This window comes from Methanoculleus sp., assembly GCF_020696975.1.
Classification (GTDB): Archaea; Halobacteriota; Methanomicrobia; order Methanomicrobiales; family Methanoculleaceae; genus Methanoculleus.
Genome location: NZ_JAJGBK010000022.1, coordinates 86,793 through 108,039 on the forward strand (window position 1 = coordinate 86,793; position 21,247 = coordinate 108,039).

Genomic DNA, 21,247 nt, shown 5'->3' on the forward strand with positions numbered 1-21,247 from the left:
CCTTAATAGTATGACAGATGTACCTACCCGTGTATGAGCACGGATGACGTAGCAGTGGGCGCAGTCGTCCGGTACCCCCGCACCGGCACGACCGGGAAGGTTCTGCGGGTCGAGGAGATCGGCGGCTCGAAGTACGCCGAGATCGACAGCACCGGGCTCTTTTACCGGGTGGACGAACTCATCAGCGCCGACCGGACGGTCGGGAACGTAGAGAGGAAGGAGCGCTCCCTTGAGGAATACCTCAAAGAGCATGAGGACCTCCAGAAGCAACTCGAAGATGTCTGGGAGAAAGGGACCGACCAGAGCTGTGAAGGCGGCGGCTAACCCTCGATCGGTATGGTGGTGAGTTTCACCGCCTCGACCCCTTTCTGTGCCATCAGCCGCTCGGTAATGTCTTTGAGCAGAGCGCCGTCCCCCCGGATCAGGATGACCTCGAGGCACTTGTTCTGGGTCACGTGCGAGTGGAGGGATGCCTGAATGATATTGGCGTACTGGTGCTGAATCTCGGTGAGCGTCTGGAGCAGACCACGCTGGTCGTGATCATACACCATGGTGATGACGCCCTGACGCTCTCCCTTTACGTCGGAGATCCACTGGTAGTGCGTGATGTAACTTCGTATTGAATCCCGTATCCCCTCTGAGCGGGAGGAGTACCCCCGGAGACTCAGGATCTCGTCGAATTTGTCAAGAAGGTTCTTGGGTAGAGAGATCCCGATACGTGAAAGTTCGGTATCACCTGACATACAATAATCAGTTCCATATATCGGTTGATGAGGTATAAATTTTCGCTAACATCAGGGGTCATTCTTCATACTTCGTATGCCACATAGAGGAGAGCAAACAGGAGAGCATCCGGGTGCCCTGGAGAGATCCGGCCGGGAGCGGAAGTGAAATCCCTACCGATTATGTATAAGTAGTGTCACTATATATTGGATAAGGAGGTTCGAAAACTTTTGCGAGATGCATTCATTCCCGGTGTCAATATTGGGCTCGTAGGTCATGTCGATCACGGCAAGACCACCCTGGTCAGCGCGCTGACCGGTACCTGGACGGACAGGCACAGCGAGGAGATCAAACGCGGCATCTCCATCCGGCTCGGCTACGCGGATACGACATTTTACAAGTGCGAGGAGTGTGAGGGAGCGGAGGCCTACACTGCTCAACCAGAATGTCCGAGCTGCGGAAAGAAAGCGGTCCCATACCGGACGGTCTCGTTCGTCGATGCTCCCGGCCACGAGACACTGATGGCAACGATGCTCTCCGGTTCCGCACTGATGGACGGCGCGATGCTCGTTATTGCCGCAAACGAGGTCTGCCCGCAGCCCCAGACCAAGGAACACCTGATGGCGCTCGAGCTGATCGGCATCAAGAAGATCGTCATCGTCCAGAACAAGATCGATGTGGTCTCCCAGACCGAGGCGCTTGAGCACTATAAGCAGATAAAACGGTTCATCAAGGGCACCATCGCCGAGAATGCGCCCATCATCCCGGTCTCCGCACAGAAGGGCATCAACATAGGCGCCCTGATCCAGACGCTCGACACCGTCATCCCGGAACCCGAGCGCAACCCGGAGATCGATCCACTGCTGCTCGTTGCACGGTCGTTTGATATCAACAAACCCGGCTGCAGCTGGCGGGACGTGAAGGGCGGGGTCATCGGGGGCTCGCTCATCCGGGGAGTCCTGCATGAAGGCGACGATATCGAGATCCGGCCCGGCCGACAGGTCCAGGTGGAGAACCGGACAAAATGGGAGCCGATCGAGACGAAGATCACCTCCATCAACGCCGGCAAGACCAGGGTGACCGAGGCGGCGCCCGGGGGCCTCCTCGGTGTCGCGACGAAACTCGACCCGGCACTGACGAAGAGTGATGCTCTCGCGGGGCAGGTGGCCGGGCTCGTCGGGAAACTGCCGCCGGTCTGGGATCGGCTGAAGTTCGACGTCACGCTCATGGACCGGGTGGTCGGTGCGGACAGCGAGCAGATCATCGAGCCATTGAAGCATAAAGAGCCGCTGATGCTCTCGGTCGGCACCGCCGTCACCGTCGGCGTGATCACGAACACGAGAAAGAACCAGGTCGAGGTCCTGCTGAAGCGGGCGGTCTGCGCGGAGGTCGGCGCACGGATTGCTATCAGCAGGCAGGTCGGCGGACGATGGCGGCTGATCGGCATGGGCGTTCTGGTCGAGTGAGGGTGCTCCTCGACACGAATGCCCTCCTGATGCCGGCCCAGTTCGGGATTGACCTGTATGACGAACTTCTGGCCCTCTTTGGAGACTTCGAGCCGGTCACCCTCGAAGAGGTGGTCGGCGAACTCTCGGGGCTCGCCCGGGGTCACGGCCGCGATGCGGCGGCGGCCCGCGTGGGCCTCGCAATGGCCCGGCGCTCGACGGTCGTGCCGAGCGGGAGCACCGCAGAGCGTGTGGACGACCGGGTGATCGAGTATGCCCGCCGGGAGGGGTGCGTCGTGGTGACGAACGACCGGGAACTCCGGAACGCTCTCCTTGCCGAGGGGATTGATGTTGTCGTGATGCGGAGACAGAGAACGTTGGAACTGATCAGGGGATAGGTGAACTACCATGTATTATAAGATGACACTGGAGGATAAGGTGCGGGTTCCGCCCCACCGGCTTGGAGAAGACCTGGAGAAGGTCATCCTCAATGTACTGCAGGAGCAGCTGGAAGGCAGCATCGCAAAGGAGATCGGGATCTTTATTGCGGTCACGAAGATCCTCGATGTCGGCGAGGGGGAGCTGATCCCCGGTGACGGCGCCGTCTACTACGATGTCCGGTTTGAGGCGGCGGTCCTCCGTCTCGCGCTCCAGGAAGTGATCGAGGGTGAGGTGGTGGAGACGACGAGTTTCGGCGCGTTCGTCAGTCTCGGGCCCATCGATGCCATGCTTCACGTGAGCCAGATATCGGATGAATATATCAACTATGACGAGAAGAACGGCAGGCTGATCTGCCAGGACTCGAAGCGGTATATCGCCGTCGGCGACGGTGTCCGGGCACGAATCGTTGCACTCTCGCTGAACGAGCGTGAGCCCCGGGAGAGCAAGATCGGTCTCACGATGCGGCAGTCGGGGCTCGGGACCACGGTCTGGCTGGAAGAGGAACTCGAACAGGAGAAAGGGAAGGGAGCGGCATAATGGTCGCGCGGAGTAAGAAGGTAGTCAAGGTCTGCCGCGAGTGCCACCGGGTCGTCGAAGGCGAGGCCTGCGTCATCTGCAGCACAGCCAACCTGAGTGAGGACTGGGCGGGCTACGTCGTGATCATCGATCCCGAGCACTCGGAGATCGCAAAGAAGATGAACATCACCATGGCCGGCCGGTACGCACTGAAGGTCCGCTGATGCTCCGGCTCCCCGAAACACACCGGGACCTCTTCAAAAGACCGTTCGGCACCCTTTACCGGAAGATCGGGGATCTCCTCCCCCGGCTCGAAGGCCGGGCGGTCTACGCCGTCGGCGATGTGGTGACCCACAACCTCCTCGGTGCGGGGATCGTCCCGGATATCGCCATCATCGACGGCTACACGATGCGCTCGCCCTGTACCCGTTCACCCCTGCTCCAGACGAGAAGGCTGACGGCGAAGAACCCCGCCGGCACGATCGCCGACGAACTTGTCGAGGTGATTGACAAAGCGGTCCGGGACCCGCCGGTGGTGATCTTCGTCGACGGCGAGGAGGATCTTGCGGTCATCCCGCTCGTCCTCGCCGCGCCGGCCGGGGCCGCCATCCTCTACGGGCAGCCGGGTGAGGGGGTCGTCCTCCGGCTTGTTGATGATGCGGCGAAGCGGGAAGCCGCCTCGATGCTCGAAGTTTTTGTGCGCGAGTGAGGCCGGGGTTCTATCCTTTCTTCAGTAGTTACCTCATGCAACGACCGGCCGGAAGGCTCTCTCGCGGCTCCACGAACCTTCGCGTGAAGCATGGGCGCAGAGACAGCACTCTGGCCTCGCGCAAGGTCCCGCTTTGCGTTGGAATGCAACGGATCCCGGAACCTTTACCGGGCACCTGAGAGACCCGGCACCCACCTTCCAACCCAGAGTTTAAATAAATCCGCTAACAACATTTTAGGGATATCGATGGATTTCGAAATTACCCGTGACGTGAGGAACGAGGTGTTGAACCGGAGGGAACTCGCGTTTACTCTTACGTTTGACGGCCCGACACCCTCGCGGAAGAGCATTCAGGAGAAGCTCGCCGCGATGCTGAATAAGAATGAGAACCTCGTCGTACTGGATCTTGAGCGGACCCGATTCGGGAAGATGGAACTTCTCGGCCGTGCCCGGATCTACGACGATGAAGAGAGCAAGACGTCGACCGAGCGGGAGTACCTGCTCAAGCGCGACCAGCCGAAGGCAGAGAGCGAGGAGTAAACCATGGCAGCCAAGAAACAGGAATCGGTCAAGGTCAAGAGACACGAGTGCTACGACGTCAAGGGTGACAAGGTAGTCCTGCAGAAGCGGCACTGCCCCCGGTGCGGCCCCGGGTTCCTGATGGCCGAGCACAAGGACCGGGTGGCCTGCGGTAAGTGCGGCTACACCGAGTTCCGGAAGTAGGTCCTCACCCCCCTGATACTCAAATATGGTCACGGCCGCAGTAACCGGCCGCGGCCGATCTTTTCATGATGGAGCGATACCTGTTTTATGCCGAATATGAAGTCTCATGACGGGCTGGTGCTGGGGCTTGAGGGGACGGCGTGGAACCTCAGTGCCGCCCTCTTCGGCGAAGGGCTCGTCGCCCTCCATTCTTCGCCCTACGTCCCGCCGAAAGGAGGGATCCACCCAAGGGAGGCCGCGCAGCATCACGCGTCAATGATGAAGGAGGTCGTCGGCCGGGTGCTCACGGAGCCGGAGCGAATCCGGGCGGTCGCCTTCTCCCAGGGGCCCGGCCTCGGTCCCTCCCTCCGGACGGTGGCGACCGCGGCACGGGCTCTCTCGATAGCCCTCGACGTGCCGCTCGTCGGCGTCAACCACTGTGTGGCGCATGTCGAGATCGGGCGGTGGGCGACCGGATTTTCCGACCCCATCGTATTGTATGCAAGCGGCGCGAACACGCAGGTGCTCGGCTACTTAAATGGCCGCTACCGTATATTCGGGGAGACGCTGGATATCGGCCTTGGGAACGCGCTCGACAAGTTCGCCCGGAGCCACGACCTCCCGCACCCGGGCGGGCCGATCATCGAGAATCTTGCCCGCGAGGGAGACTACATCGAGCTCCCCTACACGGTGAAAGGGATGGACCTTGCCTTCTCCGGGCTCGTCAGCGCCGCCCAGGAGAGCACGGCACCACTCGAGGACGTCTGCGCCGGCCTGCAGGAGACGGCGTTTGCGATGTGCGTCGAGGTGACCGAGCGGGCGCTCGCGCATGCGGGGAAGGACGAGGTCCTGCTCGTCGGCGGTGTCGGGGCAAACAGGCGGCTGCAGGAGATGCTGCAGGTGATGTGCGAGGACCGGGGCGCGGCGTTCGCCGTCCCTGAGCGAACGTTCCTTGGCGACAACGGCGCGATGATCGCCTACACGGGCAAGGTCATGCTGGAGCACGGGGTGACGCTCCCCCTCGATGAGTCGCAGATCCGGCCGGGCTACCGGGCGGACGAGGTCAGGGTCACCTGGCGCGAGGATGAGCCCGGCAGGGTCTTCGCCGCCGGACCGCATGAGGGCGGCGTCGCTCACGGCGCGGAGGCGGTCGTGGAGATCCGCGAGGAGGATGTGGTCAAACGCCGCACGGGCAAGCGCTACCGGAACCCCGGTCTCGATCGGCGCCTGATCACCGAACGGACCCGGGCCGAGGCCCGGCTGATTGCAACGGCCCGGCGGGCCGGGGTCCCCACCCCGGTGATCCGGGACGTCACCGCCGACACCATCGTCATGGAACGGGTCGAAGGCGAGGTGCTGAAGTACGTCACGACGCCGGAGACGATCCGGCTCGCGGGGGAGGCCGTCGGGAGGCTCCACGGGGCGGGGATCGTGCACGGCGATCTCACGACGAGCAACATGATCGTCCGCGGCGACCAGTGCGTCCTGATCGACTTCGGGCTTGCGTCCACATCCCCGGAGGTCGAGGCACGGGGTGTCGACCTCCACGTCTTCTTCCAGACGCTCGAGAGCACCACGGAGGAGTTCGAGGAGTTGAAACAGGCCTTCGTCGAGGGGTACGCGGGCGCGTTCCCGGAGGCGGAGGAGGTCCTCGCGCGCGAGCACGAGGTGGAACTCCGGGGGCGGTACCTGTGAGACTCGCGGTGGTGACGAGCAACGCGAACAAGGCGCGGGAGGTGGCCGCCTACTTCACCGGGGTGCTCACGGTCGAGCACGTCCCCCTGGAGGTGCCGGAGTTCCGCCACGCCGACGTCGGGGAGATCGCGCGCGGGAAGGCGGAATACGCCTACCGGGCGCTCTCCCGCCCGCTGATCGTCGACGACACCGGGCTCTTCATCGATGCCCTCGGAGGGTTCCCGGGCCCGTGCGCCGCCTACGTCCAGGACACCATCGGCAACGACGGGATCCTGAAACTGATGGAGGGCATCACGGACCGGAGCGCCCACTTCGAGACGGCGATCGCGTTCGCCCGGGAAGACGGCATCCGGGTCTTCCGGGGAGTCCTCCCCGGGACGATCGTCGCCCCCCGGGGGGAGGGGGGGTTCGGCTACGACCCGATCTTTGCCTGCGCGGATCGGACGCTCGCAGAACTGCCGCTCGCCGAGAAGAGCAAGATCTCGCACCGGGCACGGGCGCTCGAGGCGTTCCGCGCCTGGATCATGCAAGAGCGCGCACCCTGACAGAACTGTTAATAGGACCAAGAACGAATAGTACCCATCTGACAAGTGGTGTTTTCAACATGGCAAGATTTCCCGAAGCTGAAGCACGTCTCCTCAACGTAAAGGTCTGTATGAAATGCAACGCCCGGAACGCAATCCGTGCGACCCGGTGCCGCAAGTGCGGCTCGGAAGAACTCCGGCCCAAGTCCAAGGAACGGAAGGCGTAACGTCAAGGTAACTGCGGACTCCGGGTCGCGGCGGGGCCGGAGGTCCGGCATACTCTTTTTGTCGAGAATTACGGGGTGCGGGGACAGTCTGCCGCCCTTCAAGCACTGTAGTAGGTGACCTTCCTGCCCTCTTCGCTGTACTCGCCCCGATACGTCTCGATGTTACGCTTGTAGCCGATCCGGTCTACAAACCCGAGGTCGCGGAGCCGCTCGCGGACCCGCATCACATCGGCCTCGTCCGCCCAGTCCCGGGTGTAGACGTAGATGACCGACCGCTCGTCGCGCGAGTCGGGGTTGGGTTTGGCGGTGCTGACCTTTGCCGATATCCCGAGTCTTCCCCGTATTGTCCCGTCCCGGACCTTCCTCCACGCCTCGTCCACCTCGTCCGCGGGGACGAAGATGAGCCACTTCCCCACCTGCTCGTCGTCGAGGCCCCGCTCAAGAGGCTCCGGGGCGTCCTGGACGATCCAGTACATCCGGGTTGTCTTTGAGGGGAGAACCCCTTCCCCCGCACTGAGCGGCGCGTAGACGGCATCGATCCCGCCGAACCGGGAGAGAAGCGCCCCGGCAAGTTCCGGGTAATCCTCACCGAACCGCCCGAAGATGTCCCGGACGTCGGCTTCAAAATCGACCCCTTGCTCGACGAGCTCGAACAGGTACGGGCCCCGGGCGTGGAGCTCGCGGTTGAGGTAGACCTCAAAGATCCCATACGCGACATCGGCCAGAGACCCCGGATCGATCTCTTCCATACCTATTGGTAACCGCCGGAACGGTGAAAAGAGTTTTGAAGTGCTGTCGGCCTGCGGCCCGGGCTTCCCGGGAGGGCGGTGGAAGATTGGCTCCATCCGGCGCTCCGCGGCAACGACTTCCGGGGCGATCGCGGCAGCAATGGGGCCGGGGAGGCCTCCTCTCCAGGATTGAGGTGCTACGGACCGCCCGCAGGGAACGCTTGCTCGTTTGCCCATTCCTGCCTCTCGTATGAAGGCTGCAGGCAGGGACCACGGCGAAGGGCGGCGAAACGTGGAGAGAAGGGGCAAGAACCCGGTTCAGACGTGAGCGCCCGGAAAAAACCCGGCGCATACCTTAAGACATCTCCGGTCTAATAGATCACTGTCATGAAGTGGACGCGCGACTTCGGTCTCACGATGAGGATGTTCCTTACGTCGTTTCTGCTCCTCATAGTCTACCTGATCTTTCTGGGCGTCCTTTCCGCCCTTGGATTCTCGTTCGGGTTCCTGCTGCTCGCGGCCGCCGTGATGGCATTCGCCCAGTTCTTCTTCTCCGATAAACTGGTGCTCTGGAGCACCAACACCCGGATCATCGAAGAAGACGAGTACCCGGAACTGCACCGGATGATCGAGCGCCTTGCGGCCAAAGCCGATCTCCCGAAGCCGAAAATCGGTATCATGGCCTCGCCGGTGCCGAACGCGTTTGCAACCGGGCGAAGTCCGAAGAACGCCGTCGTGGCGGTCACCGACTCGATCATGCGGGCGCTCAACCCTGAAGAGCTGGAGGCGGTGCTCGCCCACGAGATGTCGCACGTGAAGAACCGGGATATGCTGACGCTGACGATGGCGAGTTTCATATCGATGCTCGCCTTCCTGATCATGCGCAACTGGATCTTCATCGGGCTCTTCAACAACCGCGACAACAACATGGGCGCGCTGATCCTGGTCTACATCGTCTCGATCGTCGTCTGGATCGTGAGCACGCTCCTCACCCGTGCGCTCTCCCGCTACCGGGAGTTTGCCGCGGACCGGGGCAGCGCCGCGCTGACGGAGAACCCCCGAGCGCTGATATCGGCGCTTCAAAAGATCAGCGGGCGGATGGACTACGTCCCCGCCGAGAAGAAGCAGGAAGTGGAGGGCGCAAACGCCTTTTTCATCATCCCGGCCCTCTCAGGCAACACCCTGATGGAGCTCTTCTCGACGCACCCCTCGCTTGAGAAGCGGGTGGCCGCCCTCGAGGAGCTGCAGGCACAGCAGCGGGGGTATTGAACCCACCCGGGTTCTCCCACCCAATATTTAATATTCAGTACGGTCAATCTATGTAGGCATATCGTGCATTGCATCGATGGTCTAGTGGTATGACTTTGGCCTTCCAAGCCAATAGCCCGGGTTCAATTCCCGGTCGATGCATGGGGCTCGTGGTCTAGCTGGTTATGACGTCGCCTTCACACGGCGGAGGTCTCGAGTTCGAATCTCGACGAGCCCATTTTACTTCGTTCTTTTCGGAAATTAAGACCAATTTTTGGTGCGTTACCTTTCGAAGTTCGAATACCGCTTTATCGAGTAAGCGGGACGCATTAACGCCGATTTTCTTCAAATACTCGTAGTTCTCAGGATCTATTGTGAGATTCAACGGTTTTCTAACTCGCCGCACATCGCTTATTTTATGTTTTTCTCCTTTATTCATGCTCTTTTTCTCCTGTGCGCACATATACACGGATATGCGCACACATTCAGGGATCCTAACTCTCTTCGTAGTGGGTCTTAAAGGGGTGGCAACCAAAAACGGGGGCGTTTGAGAGGGGCGCCGCGAAGTTTCGGACGGCCAAAAGTGTGCGGACACTTTCACATCCCCCGCTCAACAGTTAATACCTTTTGAAGCACATTGATTCAAATCGATAATTATTTGAAGCGCATACGAAACAAATGATGATAAATACCATTATGTGAGAGGTTGCACCGTTTGAACTTCGGCGCAGAATTGGTAAGGGTGCTATATGGACAAAATTGCGAAAGATATCAATGTCTACATCAAGTCCCTTGACAAAGCACACCCAAAAATCTCTGTTAATATTCTTGTAAGCAATATCCAAGCAATTCAGAACTTGATGTATCTTATCGGGGATTATCTTGAAGGACATAAGGCCCGGAATGCAGGAGATTACCCAAAATCTGTGAAAGATAACTGTGAACTGGTTATTACAGGAGTGAAGCAAGGAAGTTTAGAAATTCAGATGAGGCCGTCTCAGACTCAGCAAGCTCTTCCTATACCAGACCTCGAAGGCACATATGGAGAGCGGGCAATTAAGATGGCCAATTGTGCTCTAGGCATAGCATCTAGTGAACATCTCGTATATCCTAGAGTGCTTGACCTATTTGGAGGAGATGAGCATCGGGCATATCGCTCGCTCCAAGAACTAGAAAGCATTTGGCCAGACGAAGATTCACCGTATCAGATTGAAGTTGGTTTCGGAGAAAAAGAACGTGTTGAACTAAAACCCGAAAGAAAACCGATAATTAGAGACGCCTTAGTGAAACCACCAGAACCTTCGGCAAAAACTGTATCCGGTAGACTAGTAGAAATTAGCGTGGAGAGAAAACGCCAATTTGCTGTAGATACACCAGATGGCCGGTATATCTGCAAATACCCCCGTGAACTTGAAGAATATGTTATAAAAAGAATCAAGAATCTTGTTAGTGTAAGTGGAGTTCTTGAAGGGAGGAGAAAGGTAATCAATATTGAGAGTGAGATGGCCTTTAAACCCTTAAAGTATCTCCAATTCTCCCAGGTAAAATTCGACAAAAAGACTGTCAAAGAATTAGCGAAGCCGATAAATCTTGAAGTCGATTTTGACGATGAGGAATATATCCTTTATAATAACGATTTTAACTTGTTGGTTACAAGTAAGAATTTAAAAGAAGGCATGGATGAGATTAACAGAGAGTTTGTGTTATTATGGTCTGATTACGTCGAAGAAGACATTAACAACCTATCCGAAGGGGGGATCCAGTTCCGGGAAAAGTTACTGTCACTGTTTAATGGGGCGATTTAATTGGCAACGCGAAACAATAAGAAAGTTCTCAAGGCCCTGACTAAAAAGGGGTTCGAATTGCACAATTCAGACCATATAAAATTAACACTTTATCATAACGGAAAAAAGACCGGGCTAACCACTTGGGTTAGCCATGGAAAGCAGGATCTTGGCGACAGAATGATAGGCATTATGGCAGATCAGTTACGGTTAGAACGAAGAGAGTTTCAAGACCTGGTTGACTGCCATATATCCGCAAGTGGTTTAATACAATTATATCACGAAAAGGGAGTCGTTATCTAAATATTTCCGATCCCTGATACCACCTATTTTCCCTTACTTCTCTTCACGGAAAACCCGGGAGAAGCTCGCAGTCCGCCACCCCTGCGGCCACTACCTCTTCCACACACTCCTTTATCTCGAATGTTGTGTAGCGCAGAGTCACTTCCGCGACCTGAGATACGGCACCCCACGCCGGAGCATCCCGGCAACAGTGCGCTTTTATGTCGTAGACGAACTGCCCGTCCGAGTGGATACCAGTGACGTCCGCATATTTGAGGGGGTAGGTCGAGAGTTCCTCCGTAGAATCAGCGCATGTCTTCATGACGCGCAATCTGGAGGAGCATTCTCCCTTTTTCTCTGGAGAAGAGAACTGAATTCTTCTCTTTTTCTCTTTGTGCTATGGAGAATTCTCCATAGTTCTCCTGGAGAAGAGAGTTCTCGTCTCCTATTTCTCCCAGGAGAAGCGGACATATAATCTCTTTTTCGCCGTTTTTCCTCCGGAAAAACCGATGGAGAAAACCTGGAGAAAAACAGGAGAAGACTGGAGAGAATGCAGGAGACATAGGAGAATCACCGTCAGACTAGCGTGGACTGAGTCCCTCTTCTCCCCGTCTTCTCCTTCTTCTCAGAGTGGATACGCTCAAGCAGGACCGATGCCGGCTCATACTCGCGCCCCTCCCGCCGGGCGAGTCCCGCCTCGGTGGGGACCAGCCGGCCGGAGAATGCCTGGGCGAGGATGGATTGCCGCATCGTCTCGGTCTTTGCGCGTGCCGCGGCGACTTCGGCCTCGATCCGGTCGGTGAGGGCGAGGAGGGCCTCGACACGGCGGACGATCTCGTTCTGTTCGGGGAGGGGAGGGAGAGATAACTGCATCTCACTGATTATTTTCTTATTTAAAGCGGGTTGCTCCCCACCTCTACCTGCCTTACGATGGTCTTCGTATTTTGATAACGACCAGTACCAAAGAAAATCGGAAGTAATCTTCTGGATATCTGGAACTATTCCAGCAACATTTTGATTTGTACATGCCTCGATTTCGAGATAAGCAGACTGCCCTCGCGTTTTTCCCTCTCCAATCATGGCGATGAGAATAGTGCCCTTTGGGTATATTTTGGCGTTTGAATTTTCTAAACCCAGTTCAGTAATATGTTCTCTTGTGGAGTGTATGTGGTTATTCGCAACCTCCCCCGATGAAACCCACGGTATTGTACCATTCCAAAACTGAGGCTTCTTCCTTGAAGGGGTACCGCCAACTTTGACTTGAGCAATATCAACTACCTTACACTCCAACCAATCTTGTGGACTCCCTGCCCGCCAATCCTCCGTCAGCCGCCCATCACACGCGGCGGCGAGCACCGCCTGCCGGAACTGCTTGAGGATGCCCGGCACGCGCTCAAGTCGGGCGTTCGCGGCGTCCAGCCGTGCAAACAGCGCCTCGATGGCGGCGACGATGCGGTGCTGTTCGGCGAGAGGGGGGAGGAGCAACTCAATACTCTCCAAATGACCTTTGTTTATTGCTGTAAAGGTTGAGCCCGTCCCCCACAACGCTATTTCCGGTTCCTTATACCTCAGGTTATATAGAATGTAGTTTGTGGGTACCCCCGCCAAAGGGGTAAGTCCTGCCAAACCCCTCCCTATCGTGCAGACCCGATCGGCCACATTTGTTGGTCCAACTGGGGCACGGACGGAAATTAGAATAGCACCTGGTTTCACGATCTTTTTGGGCTCGGTACAGTATACTCGTATAGTTGGATGATAGTCTGTAAAGTCAGCCTTCCCTTGAAAAAAAGGAAGACCTATTCCCTCCTCATTGTAAGAACTACCAGGCGGAGATTGCCCCATGCAAATATCAGCAACTTGGGGTAAAGTCACCCATTCCCACCCCTCCGGCACCTCACTCCTCTCTGGCATATCCGTTCCCCATCATCTCAAGGATCGCATTCAGCTCCTCCACCGCGGCCTCAAGTTCGTTGATGGCTTCGGCGGCCAGTTCCTCCGGGGCGGGCAGATCGTCGCCGTCCGAGAGCGACTCGTCCCGCAGCCACTTCAGCGAGTCGATCTTGTAGTCCTGCTCCTTGAGTTCGGTGATGTGGAACGATCGCCAGCGGTCTTCCGCCGAGTCCTCGGGGCGGCGCGGGGACCTCCCGTTCGGATCCTCGCCGTAGCAGCGCTCGAACTCCGCAAAGTGCTCCTTCGTGAGGGGGCGGTCCTTCTTCGTGATCCCCGGCACGTTCGTCCGTCCGTCGTAGACCCAGGTGTGATCGGTCGGAATGCCCTTCGTGAAGAAGATCACGTTCGTCTTCGTCCCCGGCGAGTAGGGGGTGAACGTCCCGTCCGGCAACCGGAGGACCGTATGGAGGTCGCAGTCCTCGCAGAGCACCTTGAAGATCTCTCCGGCCTGGTCCGCGAAGAGGACGTTGTCCGGCACCACGACCGCCGCACGGCCGCCGGGCTTTAAGATCGTCATCACATGCTGGATGAAGTTGAGCTGCTTGTTGCTCGTCTCGATCACGAAGTCTTCCCGGTGCGGGGACTGATTCGCGCCTTTGGTGCCGAAAGGAGGATTGGTGAGCACCACATCGAACCGCCGGAAGTCGGGCACCTCGTAGATCGAGTCGCCCAGCCGGATCTCCGGCTCGATACCGTGCAGGTAGAGGTTCATCAGCGCCAGCCGCCGCGGGCGCTCAACCAGTTCCTGCCCGAAGTAGGTGCCTTTCCTGATGCGCCGCGCAAGGTCACGGTCAAGCGCCCCGCCGCCGGTCTGGACTTTCAGCCACTCATAGGCGCAGACCAGGAACCCACCTGTCCCACACGCGGGATCGGTGATGGTGAACTCGCGAGCCCTGCGGGGATCGGGCTTCATGCACCGCACGATCGTCTGGATGAGGATACGCGGGGTGAAGTACTGCCCGGCACCCTTCTTCCCCTCGCTCGCGGCCTTCTCGAGCAGCCCTTCAAACGCGGCAGCCTTCACGTCGACATCGAGCCCGGTCCACTCGGTCTCGTCGATCACGCCGATCAGTTTCTTGAGGTTCACCGGGTTGTGGAAACGCGAGAGCGCACCGGCGAAGATGTCGCCGAGCAGCCCATCGGCCTTGCCGAGGGTGCGGAGGAGATCGGCATAGTGCTCGGTGAGGTCGGTCCCGGACTGCTCTTTCAGTGAGGTCCAATCACAGCCCTCCGGGAGGTCGACGCCGCGCTCGTCGGCCATCTTGAGAAAGAGCAGATAGGTGATCTGTTCGATGTAGTCACCATAGTCGATCCCTTCGTGCCTCAGCGTATGGCAGAATCCCCAGAGTTTTTGTACGACGTCACTCATGCCGCAATTGCCTCATTCAATTCCTGAAGTAGTCTTGAGAGCCGGTTTCCAAAAACGCGGTTTGCCCGTCCCCAGCCGCCATGATCAGCAAAGACGGGGATGATCTCAAAATCTTCCTCATTTATTGAGAGGTTCTGGATTAAATGGGCACGGATGCGATCCAGCCACGCGGTCTGCTCTGCGGTGAAGGTTTTTCCGTCCAGTATCGTTGCAAACGCCCGATCAATCCGCTCTTCCGCGGTGAGCAGTTCCTCGTCCTCGCGGGCGGCGTGCTTCACCATCGAGATGATGTCAACGAGCGCCTTCTGGTAATGCACCTGGTGCGCCCGCTGCAGGTTCTCGACGGTGAACCGCTGCGGTGTCGCCGTGAGTTTCTGCTTCAGTTCGGCAAGCGCATCTGTACTCCACTCCTGCGGGCGGTCGAGGAGGATCTGGATGGCCTCGATCTTATCGGGGTTCTCCTGGACGAACCGGGCAAAGAGGGTGAGATAGTCTGCCGGTTTGTACTCGTGCCCGGCCGAATCGCGCACCACCCAGGTCGATGTCACCTCGTCCTGCGTGTGGTAGTCGATGAGGAACGTCCGGGGAGGCCGGGGATAGTTCACCAGGAGGTTCTGGAAGTCGGGGTCCCGGAGGATCTCCATCGTCCCGGTGAAATCCTCTTCCAGCCGCCGTTGCAGGGAGACGGCAAACTGCTTGAGATCCCCTCTATCGACGAACTTCCGGAAGAGGTCACGCGCCTCCCCCGACATCTCTTTGTCAATCCGGTTCAGGTGCTTGACGAGCACGCGGATGTTGTAGGCGCGATCCCGGTTGTTCCAGATATCATCGATGATCTTCGCGATCGGCTTTGCCTCACGTTGCGGTGGTTCGGCCGTGATGCCGGTTGCCTGCCGGAAGTACTCGATCAGCGTCCCGCCGAAGCAGTCAAAGACAGTAAAGTGCGATTTGTCCGGGTAGTGCTCCCCTTTGCGCGTGCCTCTTCCCATCATCTGCTCAAAGAGGATACGGGACTTCACCGGCCGGAGAAAGACGATGTATTCGAGGTCGGGGATATCCACTCCGGTCGAGAGGAGATCGACGCTAACGACGACCCCCGGCAGTTTCCGGTTCCGGAACTCCCGGATTCTCTGCAGGGGGCGATCGACCTTGCCGGTGATCTTCTGGACGAACGCATCTCCCCGCCCGAAGACCTCGCGGGCGGCATCGACGAGTTGATCTGCATGGGAGATGTGCGGGATGTCCTGGACGGCGAAGATCAGGGTCTTCGGGAAGCGGCCATACTGCCGCTCGTGCTCGTCGGCATAGCGCTTGATCTCTTCAAGGATCTTATGGTTGGAGTCAATGGACGTGATACTCCGCTCGATCTGCTCTGAAGAGTACTCACGCTCGTCTTCGAGGATATCAAGCGTCTTCTCTCCGGTTTCCGGGTCGACAACATCGACGGCCTCCCCCTCTTTCAGGAAGATCCCCTGCATCCAGACACCTGACTCGATAGTGACGAGATCGTAATCGACCAGATAGCCTTCCCGGACAGCCCGCTCGTAGGGATACTCGTACACCTTGTGCCTGAAGTAGGCCATCGTATGCGCGGCAGGCGTCGCGGTGAGCCCGATCTTTATCGCATCGAAGTGATCGAGCGTGTTGCGCCAGATCGACATCTCCTGCGCGGTATACCCGCGGTGGCACTCGTCGGCGATAATGAGGTCGAAGGCGTGGATCGGGATATCCATCTTCTCGGCGTCTTCCTCCACTTCCTCCGTGCAGGGGAAGGCGGCAGCCTTGCCGAAGAGGTTGATGGTCATCCGCTGGATGGTTGAGACGTACACGAAGGCGTGGCCGGGCCGGGGGTCGGTGAGGTAGGTGTTCGGCAGCACCGTGACATCAAAGGGGTCATCGTCGTCGAGGTCTCCACGCTGGAACTGCTGGCTGTAGACCTCGTAGGTCTTATCGAACTTCAATCCCTGCTCGGTGTCAAACGAAGCGAATGCGCGCACCGCCTGCGCCGCGAGAGCCCGCCGGTCGACGAGGAAGAGGACGCGCTTTGCCGCACCGGCTTTCATCAGGCGGTAGATGAGGTTGACCATCGTGAATGTCTTCCCCGTCCCGGTCGCCATCGCAACCAGCATCTCCCGCTGCCGTTGTGCGATCGCATTTCCGATAGCGTTGCAGGCTTCGCGCTGATAGGGACGCATCCGGGGATTATCGGGGACCGTGAAGAACTGCGAGCATTCCCGATCGAGATCGGCCTGCAAGCGGTCCAGCAGGGCATCCGGTGAATGGAAGGCGGCGATCTCCCGCGAACGGTTCAGGGGATGCCGTGCATCGTGATACCAGATCACCTCACCGTTGGTTGCGTAGAGGAACGGGACACGGATGCCATCGAAGTTGAACGGAGTATCGGTGATCCCGCGGGCATACCGCTCGGCCTGCACAAGAACACTCTGCGGCCCCAGCGAGACTTTTTTCGCCTCGATGATGCCGAGGATTGCTCCGTTGACATAGAGGGCGTAATCGGCAGGGCCGTTCTCGGTCGGATACTCCTCGATGGAACACCGATCGTATGCACTGAGCGAGCGTCCTTCTCTGTAGGGAACGACATCCCAGCCGGCCGCCCGTAATTTAGGATCGATCCTCGATTTACGGGTCAGATATTCGTTTTCACTCATCGATGAGGCACGCAGAGGGTGGTAATCCAATAAAATGCTAATCCGTTTTATCTTGCAGTCTTATTTATCGATAGATTAACTTTTTGATATCTATTTCTAATATGCACGACTAAAATCAACCCATATCCAAGTTTAAAAGAGACGATTGCTTCAGATTGCTCACCTGCAGTTCTGCAATGCCTAACAACAAGATCAAATACCAAATTTCGACTGAAGTAAACCAGGCAATCATCGTTGCTAACTTCTAATATTTACTGCATATCCACGCTAAAAACAGGATTAGTTGTTAAAATACTTTCAAATTGACTTAAAAGGTATTGAGATATATTCCAATCAATACAGTGGGGACAGCAAGTCACGATGAATTGGCTAGAACGAGTGCTACACCCGATGGAGGTCTGACAAAATTTTACATCTAGTTTTTTAAAGCAGTTCCCAAAGATTAAATGAGGCCATTTGGATAACAGATTAGGATTATAATTAATAAGAGAGAGTGCCATCACCCGTAATTTGAAGTTTTCAGGATCATATTTGAATCTGAATTGCATCCGATCTACCTCATAGACCTCTGGATCATACCAAGAAAACCTATTTAAGATCAGGTCTGGCTCCAAGATATTAACTGAAAAAGCCTTTTTTGAATTTATCAATAGTTTATCCTCTTTGATATCAAATTCCCCTGGGTAAATGGATGGGATAGCAGATTGGACATCGTGTATTATATCAGATTCCACGGATTTTATGTCATATATCTTATATGGGTGCTCTCCATCGATTGGCTCCATCCTACTATGATAAACACAAAATAACCGTTTATGCTCTTCCCGATAATCTTCCGAACTGGTTACCAACTTTAGAGAGTTGAATTGAATTAAAGGAAAATTCTCAACTAATTTATTCAATCCATCTTGTTTCGCCAAGTATGCGTAAACTTTAGAAATCTTTATTTCAGGCCGGAATTCATTGAGGGTAGAGAGAGTAATATCTACTTCCTTACCCTCACCTATCGCATCAGTAACTAAGACATTCTCTTTCTCGGGATCATTTTCAGAGTAACAATTAATACGGATAGTTTTAGAATTATAGAGCAGTTTAATTGAATTTAAACCACTCACGTTTCTTGAGGGGTCAAAATATGGGCGAAACAAATTAAAGCCTTTTCTTTCTAAGACGTACACATTTGGATGTTGCGGTGTAATTTCCGCGAGAACAAATTCTTCCAACTGATTTTCGATACGATGAGCAATATCAACAGGATGTGCATCGAGGGATTTTAAAAACTCTGATTCGATATTGATCGCCGGAAGATCAGACATTCTAGAATTACCCCAAGAATTATCGCAGAAGTATCAATTCGACAACATTTAAACCTCTTGATTCTATATAATATGTCAACTTTAGGACACAATACCCAAAAGATAAATATGATACAAATAAACTGATATAGACTCCCAAAAAATGAGAGTTATGATCAAACAAAAAGAATTATATAAATCTACGTCGAAGTCAGCATATCTGAAGCCTGGAGGAGGACGTTATGGGTGCAGAGGTAAAAGGTTCGGAGGTAAAAAGTCCTCTATCAAGTGAGTTCAAAGTGGCAACGGAGATCTATCATTGCCAGAACAACAACGAAGTTATATGGTACGGAAAATTAGTTGATAGACTAGCCGGACAAGTCAGTAAGAACACGATATCAAATGCTATAGATACCCTATTTGACTGGGGCATTATAAAAGCAGAATACGGAGAGACAGAAAATGGCAGAGCAGGCAGACTCTTAATGATAAGCAACGAGGCAAAACCCTTAGTTAAAGAATTATACGAGAAATATTGGAAACCGATAAACTACCCCTAACACGGCGATTCAGACCAATATGTTTCCCTATGATCCAATATATACTGGGATCTCAGATATCCAATCCGATTCGCTCAAGATGGTCGCGATATATGCAGAACAATTTTTAAGATTTATGCCACGAAACATCCAAAATTTTCCATCACACGGGTTGGATCACTCAATAAACATCATTAAACTGATAAACGAATTTACGGGAAATTGGAACCTCTCAGTAACAGAAGACGAGAAATATATACTATATTTATCTGCATGGCTCCACGATATTGGGTGTATTTGCGATAGAGAACATCATAACGAAGTATCGTATCAAATATTGCTTCAAGATGAGAGTACATGTAATATAATCAATAACGTTAGTGCTAACGCACTATACAATCTAAAATTTACCATCAACTCTCATTCTTCATCCTACGATATTGAAGAAGTCCCTAAAAATTTAAATGGTGTCCGTCTGCAGTTGATTTGTGCAATTTTTAGAATACTTGATGCTTGTGAGATTAGTTGCACCAAATGTCCGAAAGCAGTGTTTGACTTAATTGGCCCCACATTAAAAGAGGATCCAACAGCTTACTCATTTTGGGATGGGCATATGAAAATACAGTTAGTAACATATAAAGAACCGGATATTATAATACTAACAAGAGGATCTAATGAGAATACTGAAAAGATCATAAATAGGCTAAAAAAAGAAATTGATTCGGTAAAATCAATATTTCAAGAAAATGGAGTGTGTATCCCACAGATAAGTGTAATAGATCACTCGCTCCATCAATAGTTTCTAGAATATGCTGATATCGCTGGATATTAGGTCGATCATAATACTCTCAGCTCGTTGCTCCATACCTCGACCATCAAAATTTTGGCAATGCTGTTCTCTGCATCTTTACAAAGTTACGATTAATAGCTGAGATGTAATCCTTTATTAGTAGGTTATAGAGCAATCCACATTTGGAGCAGCGAATCAACTGATATTAAAACCAATCCCTATGTGACCTATAGAACCCAATAAAGGCGGGGTATCACCATAACTTGTTAACCTATTCTCACTCTCCCGCAAGGTTCTTGAAAAATCATCGGAGCGCGTTTGGGGGCCGAAACCGGAAACGGGCCGCGTCATGACGTCGCCTTCACACGGCGGAGGTCTCGAGTTCGAATCTCGACGAGCCCATGATTCTCCCTTTTTCTGCAAAATTAAGCCCGGACGGCCTGGCGGCATAGACCGAAGGGAAGAGTAACCCTTTTTATACAATAGGCGGGTTTCGCCTCCCGATGAGACTCCGGGCCCGGAGTAACAGCACCTCAAAAAGGTCGCCGTTCCTCTTCTTCATACTGGTCTACACTCTATCCATTCCGCTCTGGGCGCTCAACGCCATCTACCCGATAAAACTTCCCGTGGATAACCTTCCCGTGACGGACATTGCGGCCACGTTCACCCCATTGATAGCGGCATCCATCCTTGTCTACCGGGAAGGAGGGCTTTTCGGGGTAAAGAGTCTCCTGAAGAGAGCCTTTGATTATAAGAGGATCACGAAGAAAGTCTGGTATCTTCCCATCATCGTCCTGATGCCGTTCATCTACGTGCTGACCTACGGGATAATGCGTCTCCTCGGGCTGCCGGTCCCGACTGTCTGGAACCCGCCCCTTGCTACACCGCTCCTCTTTATCGCGCTCTTCTTTGCCGCTGCAGGTGAAGAACTCGGCTATACAGGATACGTCACCGATCCAATGCAGGCCCGGTACACCGCACTGACGGCCAGCCTCATCATCGGGTTTATCCATGCAGTATGGCATGTCCCGTCGGCGTTCTCAATCGGCTACACCCTGGGATTGTATATCTGGGGAGTGATAGTACTCGGCGTTACGTTCCGGGTTCTGACGGTCTGGATCTATAACAACACCGGAAAAAGCGTTTTTGCAGCCATACTCTTTCATGCCGTGACCAATACCGGAAGGAGCATATTCCCCGGTAGCCGTTCAACGTTCGAACTCTACGACGGGGCTCTCGGCTACGGGCTCATCGCTATCGCGACTGTGATCGTGGTGTACTTATGGGGATCTAAGACATTGGCGCGATTCAGGTATGCCCGGAGAGCGGATTAGGCAGGGAATATTGGCTTATCTTCACCTTCACTCTCAGATAAAACCACCGTTTGTCTCTCATGCGGAAACGAATGGGCGGTGAAAACGGCTGGAATCGGAAAGAAGCGTAAATGCCTGCTGTGCGGAAAATACAAAATCGAGATAAGAAACGAATTGAAAAAAGAAGAAAATCGCTGGCGGCTACTCAGCTAGCCGATTCTCCGGCAGAAATATGAGGGGAACGGAGGAGGACCAGAGAAGAAAAGCAGAGGTGGGCCTAGAGAAGAGGAGGAGAACA

At 55.0% G+C, this 21,247-nt stretch carries 24 protein-coding genes and 2 tRNA genes; 18 read left to right on the forward strand and 8 right to left on the reverse strand.

Annotated features, from left to right (window positions below; translation table 11 throughout):
* Positions 1-33 precede the first annotated feature (33 nt).
* Positions 34-324: a DUF2098 domain-containing protein gene (locus QZ650_RS06665; RefSeq protein ID WP_292518465.1), complete on the forward strand. Its 291-nt coding sequence runs from the start codon at positions 34-36 to the stop codon at positions 322-324.
* On the opposite strand, the gene nikR is transcribed toward QZ650_RS06665, so the two are convergent.
* Positions 321-743, reverse strand: coding sequence for a nickel-responsive transcriptional regulator NikR (gene nikR / locus QZ650_RS06670; protein WP_292518463.1), 423 nt, complete (start codon positions 741-743; stop codon positions 321-323). The two genes, QZ650_RS06665 and nikR, sit on opposite strands and share 4 nt — an antisense overlap.
* A gap of 210 nt (positions 744-953) precedes the next feature.
* On the opposite strand from nikR, the gene QZ650_RS06675 reads away from it, so the two are divergent.
* The 10 genes from QZ650_RS06675 to QZ650_RS06720 all read left to right on the forward strand — a co-directional run bounded on the left by QZ650_RS06675 (position 954) and on the right by QZ650_RS06720 (position 6,982).
* Entirely contained in the window at positions 954-2,189 is a 1,236-nt protein-coding gene (locus QZ650_RS06675) for a translation initiation factor IF-2 subunit gamma (RefSeq protein ID WP_292518461.1), read from the forward strand.
* Between the two features lie 2 nt (positions 2,190-2,191).
* Positions 2,192-2,566: a PIN domain-containing protein gene (locus QZ650_RS06680; protein ID WP_366830435.1), complete on the forward strand. Its 375-nt coding sequence runs from the start codon at positions 2,192-2,194 to the stop codon at positions 2,564-2,566.
* Between the two features lie 10 nt (positions 2,567-2,576).
* Positions 2,577-3,146 carry a DNA-directed RNA polymerase gene (locus tag QZ650_RS06685; RefSeq protein WP_292518457.1) on the forward strand — a complete coding sequence of 190 codons (570 nt, stop codon included), beginning with the start codon at positions 2,577-2,579 and terminating at the stop codon, positions 3,144-3,146.
* Positions 3,146-3,349, forward strand: a complete 204-nt coding sequence (gene spt4, locus QZ650_RS06690; RefSeq protein ID WP_292518454.1) for a transcription elongation factor subunit Spt4 — start codon at positions 3,146-3,148, stop codon at positions 3,347-3,349. Before QZ650_RS06685 ends, spt4 begins: the two co-directional genes overlap by 1 nt.
* On the forward strand, positions 3,349-3,834 hold the full coding sequence (locus tag QZ650_RS06695; RefSeq protein ID WP_292518452.1) for a GTP-dependent dephospho-CoA kinase family protein: 486 nt from the start codon (positions 3,349-3,351) through the stop codon (positions 3,832-3,834). The genes spt4 and QZ650_RS06695 overlap by 1 nt, the downstream gene beginning before the upstream one ends.
* Positions 3,835-4,080: 246 nt before the next feature.
* Positions 4,081-4,374 carry a 30S ribosomal protein S24e gene (locus QZ650_RS06700; protein WP_292518450.1) on the forward strand — a complete coding sequence of 98 codons (294 nt, stop codon included), beginning with the start codon at positions 4,081-4,083 and terminating at the stop codon, positions 4,372-4,374.
* A gap of 3 nt (positions 4,375-4,377) precedes the next feature.
* Entirely contained in the window at positions 4,378-4,557 is a 180-nt protein-coding gene (locus tag QZ650_RS06705) for a 30S ribosomal protein S27ae (RefSeq protein WP_292518448.1), read from the forward strand.
* An 87-nt stretch (positions 4,558-4,644) separates the two neighbouring features.
* A complete protein-coding gene (locus QZ650_RS06710; RefSeq protein ID WP_292518445.1) occupies positions 4,645-6,231 on the forward strand; it encodes a bifunctional N(6)-L-threonylcarbamoyladenine synthase/serine/threonine protein kinase in 1,587 nt (528 codons plus the stop codon).
* Complete coding sequence (gene rdgB, locus QZ650_RS06715; RefSeq protein WP_292518442.1) at positions 6,228-6,776, forward strand: RdgB/HAM1 family non-canonical purine NTP pyrophosphatase; 549 nt, start codon at positions 6,228-6,230, stop codon at positions 6,774-6,776. The genes QZ650_RS06710 and rdgB overlap by 4 nt, the downstream gene beginning before the upstream one ends.
* A gap of 59 nt (positions 6,777-6,835) precedes the next feature.
* The gene (locus tag QZ650_RS06720) at positions 6,836-6,982 is read left to right on the forward strand and encodes a 50S ribosomal protein L40e (RefSeq protein ID WP_248535191.1); all 147 of its coding nucleotides are present in this window, start codon (positions 6,836-6,838) and stop codon (positions 6,980-6,982) included.
* A 98-nt stretch (positions 6,983-7,080) separates the two neighbouring features.
* Here the strand turns inward: QZ650_RS06720 and QZ650_RS06725 are convergent, their stop codons facing one another.
* Positions 7,081-7,731, reverse strand: a complete 651-nt coding sequence (locus QZ650_RS06725; RefSeq protein WP_292518440.1) for a putative phosphothreonine lyase domain-containg protein — start codon at positions 7,729-7,731, stop codon at positions 7,081-7,083.
* 366 nt (positions 7,732-8,097) lie between these two features.
* On the opposite strand from QZ650_RS06725, the gene htpX reads away from it, so the two are divergent.
* From htpX to QZ650_RS06745, 4 genes are all read left to right on the forward strand, one after another.
* On the forward strand, positions 8,098-8,979 hold the full coding sequence (htpX, locus tag QZ650_RS06730) for a zinc metalloprotease HtpX (protein ID WP_292518438.1): 882 nt from the start codon (positions 8,098-8,100) through the stop codon (positions 8,977-8,979).
* Between the two features lie 70 nt (positions 8,980-9,049).
* Positions 9,050-9,120, forward strand: a tRNA-Gly gene (locus tag QZ650_RS06735).
* A gap of 2 nt (positions 9,121-9,122) precedes the next feature.
* A tRNA-Val gene (locus QZ650_RS06740) sits at positions 9,123-9,196 on the forward strand.
* A 511-nt stretch (positions 9,197-9,707) separates the two neighbouring features.
* A complete protein-coding gene (locus tag QZ650_RS06745; RefSeq protein ID WP_292518435.1) occupies positions 9,708-10,763 on the forward strand; it encodes a hypothetical protein in 1,056 nt (351 codons plus the stop codon).
* 325 nt (positions 10,764-11,088) lie between these two features.
* On the opposite strand, the gene QZ650_RS06750 is transcribed toward QZ650_RS06745, so the two are convergent.
* The 6 genes from QZ650_RS06750 to QZ650_RS06775 all read right to left on the reverse strand — a co-directional run bounded on the left by QZ650_RS06750 (position 11,089) and on the right by QZ650_RS06775 (position 18,328).
* Complete coding sequence (locus QZ650_RS06750) at positions 11,089-11,346, reverse strand: hypothetical protein (RefSeq protein ID WP_292518433.1); 258 nt, start codon at positions 11,344-11,346, stop codon at positions 11,089-11,091.
* The gene (locus QZ650_RS06755; RefSeq protein WP_292518432.1) at positions 11,330-11,587 is read right to left on the reverse strand and encodes a hypothetical protein; all 258 of its coding nucleotides are present in this window, start codon (positions 11,585-11,587) and stop codon (positions 11,330-11,332) included. Before QZ650_RS06755 ends, QZ650_RS06750 begins: the two co-directional genes overlap by 17 nt.
* A gap of 13 nt (positions 11,588-11,600) precedes the next feature.
* Positions 11,601-12,935 (reverse strand): restriction endonuclease subunit S, encoded by a 1,335-nt coding sequence (locus QZ650_RS06760; protein WP_292518430.1) that lies wholly within the window; start codon positions 12,933-12,935, stop codon positions 11,601-11,603.
* On the reverse strand, positions 12,919-14,343 hold the full coding sequence (locus QZ650_RS06765) for a class I SAM-dependent DNA methyltransferase (protein WP_292518427.1): 1,425 nt from the start codon (positions 14,341-14,343) through the stop codon (positions 12,919-12,921). The genes QZ650_RS06760 and QZ650_RS06765 overlap by 17 nt, the downstream gene beginning before the upstream one ends.
* The gene (locus QZ650_RS06770; RefSeq protein ID WP_292518425.1) at positions 14,340-17,012 is read right to left on the reverse strand and encodes a type I restriction-modification enzyme R subunit C-terminal domain-containing protein; all 2,673 of its coding nucleotides are present in this window, start codon (positions 17,010-17,012) and stop codon (positions 14,340-14,342) included. Before QZ650_RS06770 ends, QZ650_RS06765 begins: the two co-directional genes overlap by 4 nt.
* Positions 17,013-17,263: 251 nt before the next feature.
* Positions 17,264-18,328 (reverse strand): hypothetical protein, encoded by a 1,065-nt coding sequence (locus QZ650_RS06775; RefSeq protein WP_292518422.1) that lies wholly within the window; start codon positions 18,326-18,328, stop codon positions 17,264-17,266.
* Positions 18,329-18,549: 221 nt separating this feature from the next.
* On the opposite strand from QZ650_RS06775, the gene QZ650_RS06780 reads away from it, so the two are divergent.
* The 3 genes from QZ650_RS06780 (at position 18,550) to QZ650_RS06790 (ending at position 20,970) form a co-directional block, all read left to right on the forward strand.
* Complete coding sequence (locus QZ650_RS06780) at positions 18,550-18,867, forward strand: hypothetical protein (protein ID WP_292518420.1); 318 nt, start codon at positions 18,550-18,552, stop codon at positions 18,865-18,867.
* A gap of 115 nt (positions 18,868-18,982) precedes the next feature.
* Entirely contained in the window at positions 18,983-19,645 is a 663-nt protein-coding gene (locus QZ650_RS06785) for an HD domain-containing protein (protein ID WP_292522478.1), read from the forward strand.
* A 494-nt stretch (positions 19,646-20,139) separates the two neighbouring features.
* Positions 20,140-20,970, forward strand: coding sequence for a CPBP family intramembrane glutamic endopeptidase (locus QZ650_RS06790; RefSeq protein WP_292518416.1), 831 nt, complete (start codon positions 20,140-20,142; stop codon positions 20,968-20,970).
* Positions 20,971-21,247: the final 277 nt, after the last annotated feature.

What these genes read in the sequence shown, in the direction of transcription:
- QZ650_RS06665 (WP_292518465.1), top strand. Translation starts at nt 34, where the DNA reads ATGAGCACGGATGACGTAGCAGTGGGCGCAGTCGTCCGGTACCCCCGC.
- nikR (WP_292518463.1), bottom strand. Translation starts at nt 743, where the DNA reads ATGTCAGGTGATACCGAACTTTCACGTATCGGGATCTCTCTACCCAAG.
- QZ650_RS06685 (WP_292518457.1), top strand. Translation starts at nt 2,577, where the DNA reads ATGTATTATAAGATGACACTGGAGGATAAGGTGCGGGTTCCGCCCCAC.
- spt4 (WP_292518454.1), top strand. Translation starts at nt 3,146, where the DNA reads ATGGTCGCGCGGAGTAAGAAGGTAGTCAAGGTCTGCCGCGAGTGCCAC.
- QZ650_RS06695 (WP_292518452.1), top strand. Translation starts at nt 3,349, where the DNA reads ATGCTCCGGCTCCCCGAAACACACCGGGACCTCTTCAAAAGACCGTTC.
- QZ650_RS06700 (WP_292518450.1), top strand. Translation starts at nt 4,081, where the DNA reads ATGGATTTCGAAATTACCCGTGACGTGAGGAACGAGGTGTTGAACCGG.
- QZ650_RS06705 (WP_292518448.1), top strand. Translation starts at nt 4,378, where the DNA reads ATGGCAGCCAAGAAACAGGAATCGGTCAAGGTCAAGAGACACGAGTGC.
- QZ650_RS06710 (WP_292518445.1), top strand. Translation starts at nt 4,645, where the DNA reads ATGCCGAATATGAAGTCTCATGACGGGCTGGTGCTGGGGCTTGAGGGG.
- QZ650_RS06720 (WP_248535191.1), top strand. Translation starts at nt 6,836, where the DNA reads ATGGCAAGATTTCCCGAAGCTGAAGCACGTCTCCTCAACGTAAAGGTC.
- QZ650_RS06725 (WP_292518440.1), bottom strand. Translation starts at nt 7,731, where the DNA reads ATGGAAGAGATCGATCCGGGGTCTCTGGCCGATGTCGCGTATGGGATC.
- htpX (WP_292518438.1), top strand. Translation starts at nt 8,098, where the DNA reads ATGAAGTGGACGCGCGACTTCGGTCTCACGATGAGGATGTTCCTTACG.
- QZ650_RS06745 (WP_292518435.1), top strand. Translation starts at nt 9,708, where the DNA reads ATGGACAAAATTGCGAAAGATATCAATGTCTACATCAAGTCCCTTGAC.
- QZ650_RS06750 (WP_292518433.1), bottom strand. Translation starts at nt 11,346, where the DNA reads ATGAAGACATGCGCTGATTCTACGGAGGAACTCTCGACCTACCCCCTC.
- QZ650_RS06755 (WP_292518432.1), bottom strand. Translation starts at nt 11,587, where the DNA reads ATGTCTCCTGCATTCTCTCCAGTCTTCTCCTGTTTTTCTCCAGGTTTT.
- QZ650_RS06760 (WP_292518430.1), bottom strand. Translation starts at nt 12,935, where the DNA reads ATGCCAGAGAGGAGTGAGGTGCCGGAGGGGTGGGAATGGGTGACTTTA.
- QZ650_RS06765 (WP_292518427.1), bottom strand. Translation starts at nt 14,343, where the DNA reads ATGAGTGACGTCGTACAAAAACTCTGGGGATTCTGCCATACGCTGAGG.
- QZ650_RS06770 (WP_292518425.1), bottom strand. Translation starts at nt 17,012, where the DNA reads ATGAGTGAAAACGAATATCTGACCCGTAAATCGAGGATCGATCCTAAA.
- QZ650_RS06775 (WP_292518422.1), bottom strand. Translation starts at nt 18,328, where the DNA reads ATGTCTGATCTTCCGGCGATCAATATCGAATCAGAGTTTTTAAAATCC.
- QZ650_RS06780 (WP_292518420.1), top strand. Translation starts at nt 18,550, where the DNA reads ATGGGTGCAGAGGTAAAAGGTTCGGAGGTAAAAAGTCCTCTATCAAGT.
- QZ650_RS06785 (WP_292522478.1), top strand. Translation starts at nt 18,983, where the DNA reads ATGCCACGAAACATCCAAAATTTTCCATCACACGGGTTGGATCACTCA.
- QZ650_RS06790 (WP_292518416.1), top strand. Translation starts at nt 20,140, where the DNA reads ATGAGACTCCGGGCCCGGAGTAACAGCACCTCAAAAAGGTCGCCGTTC.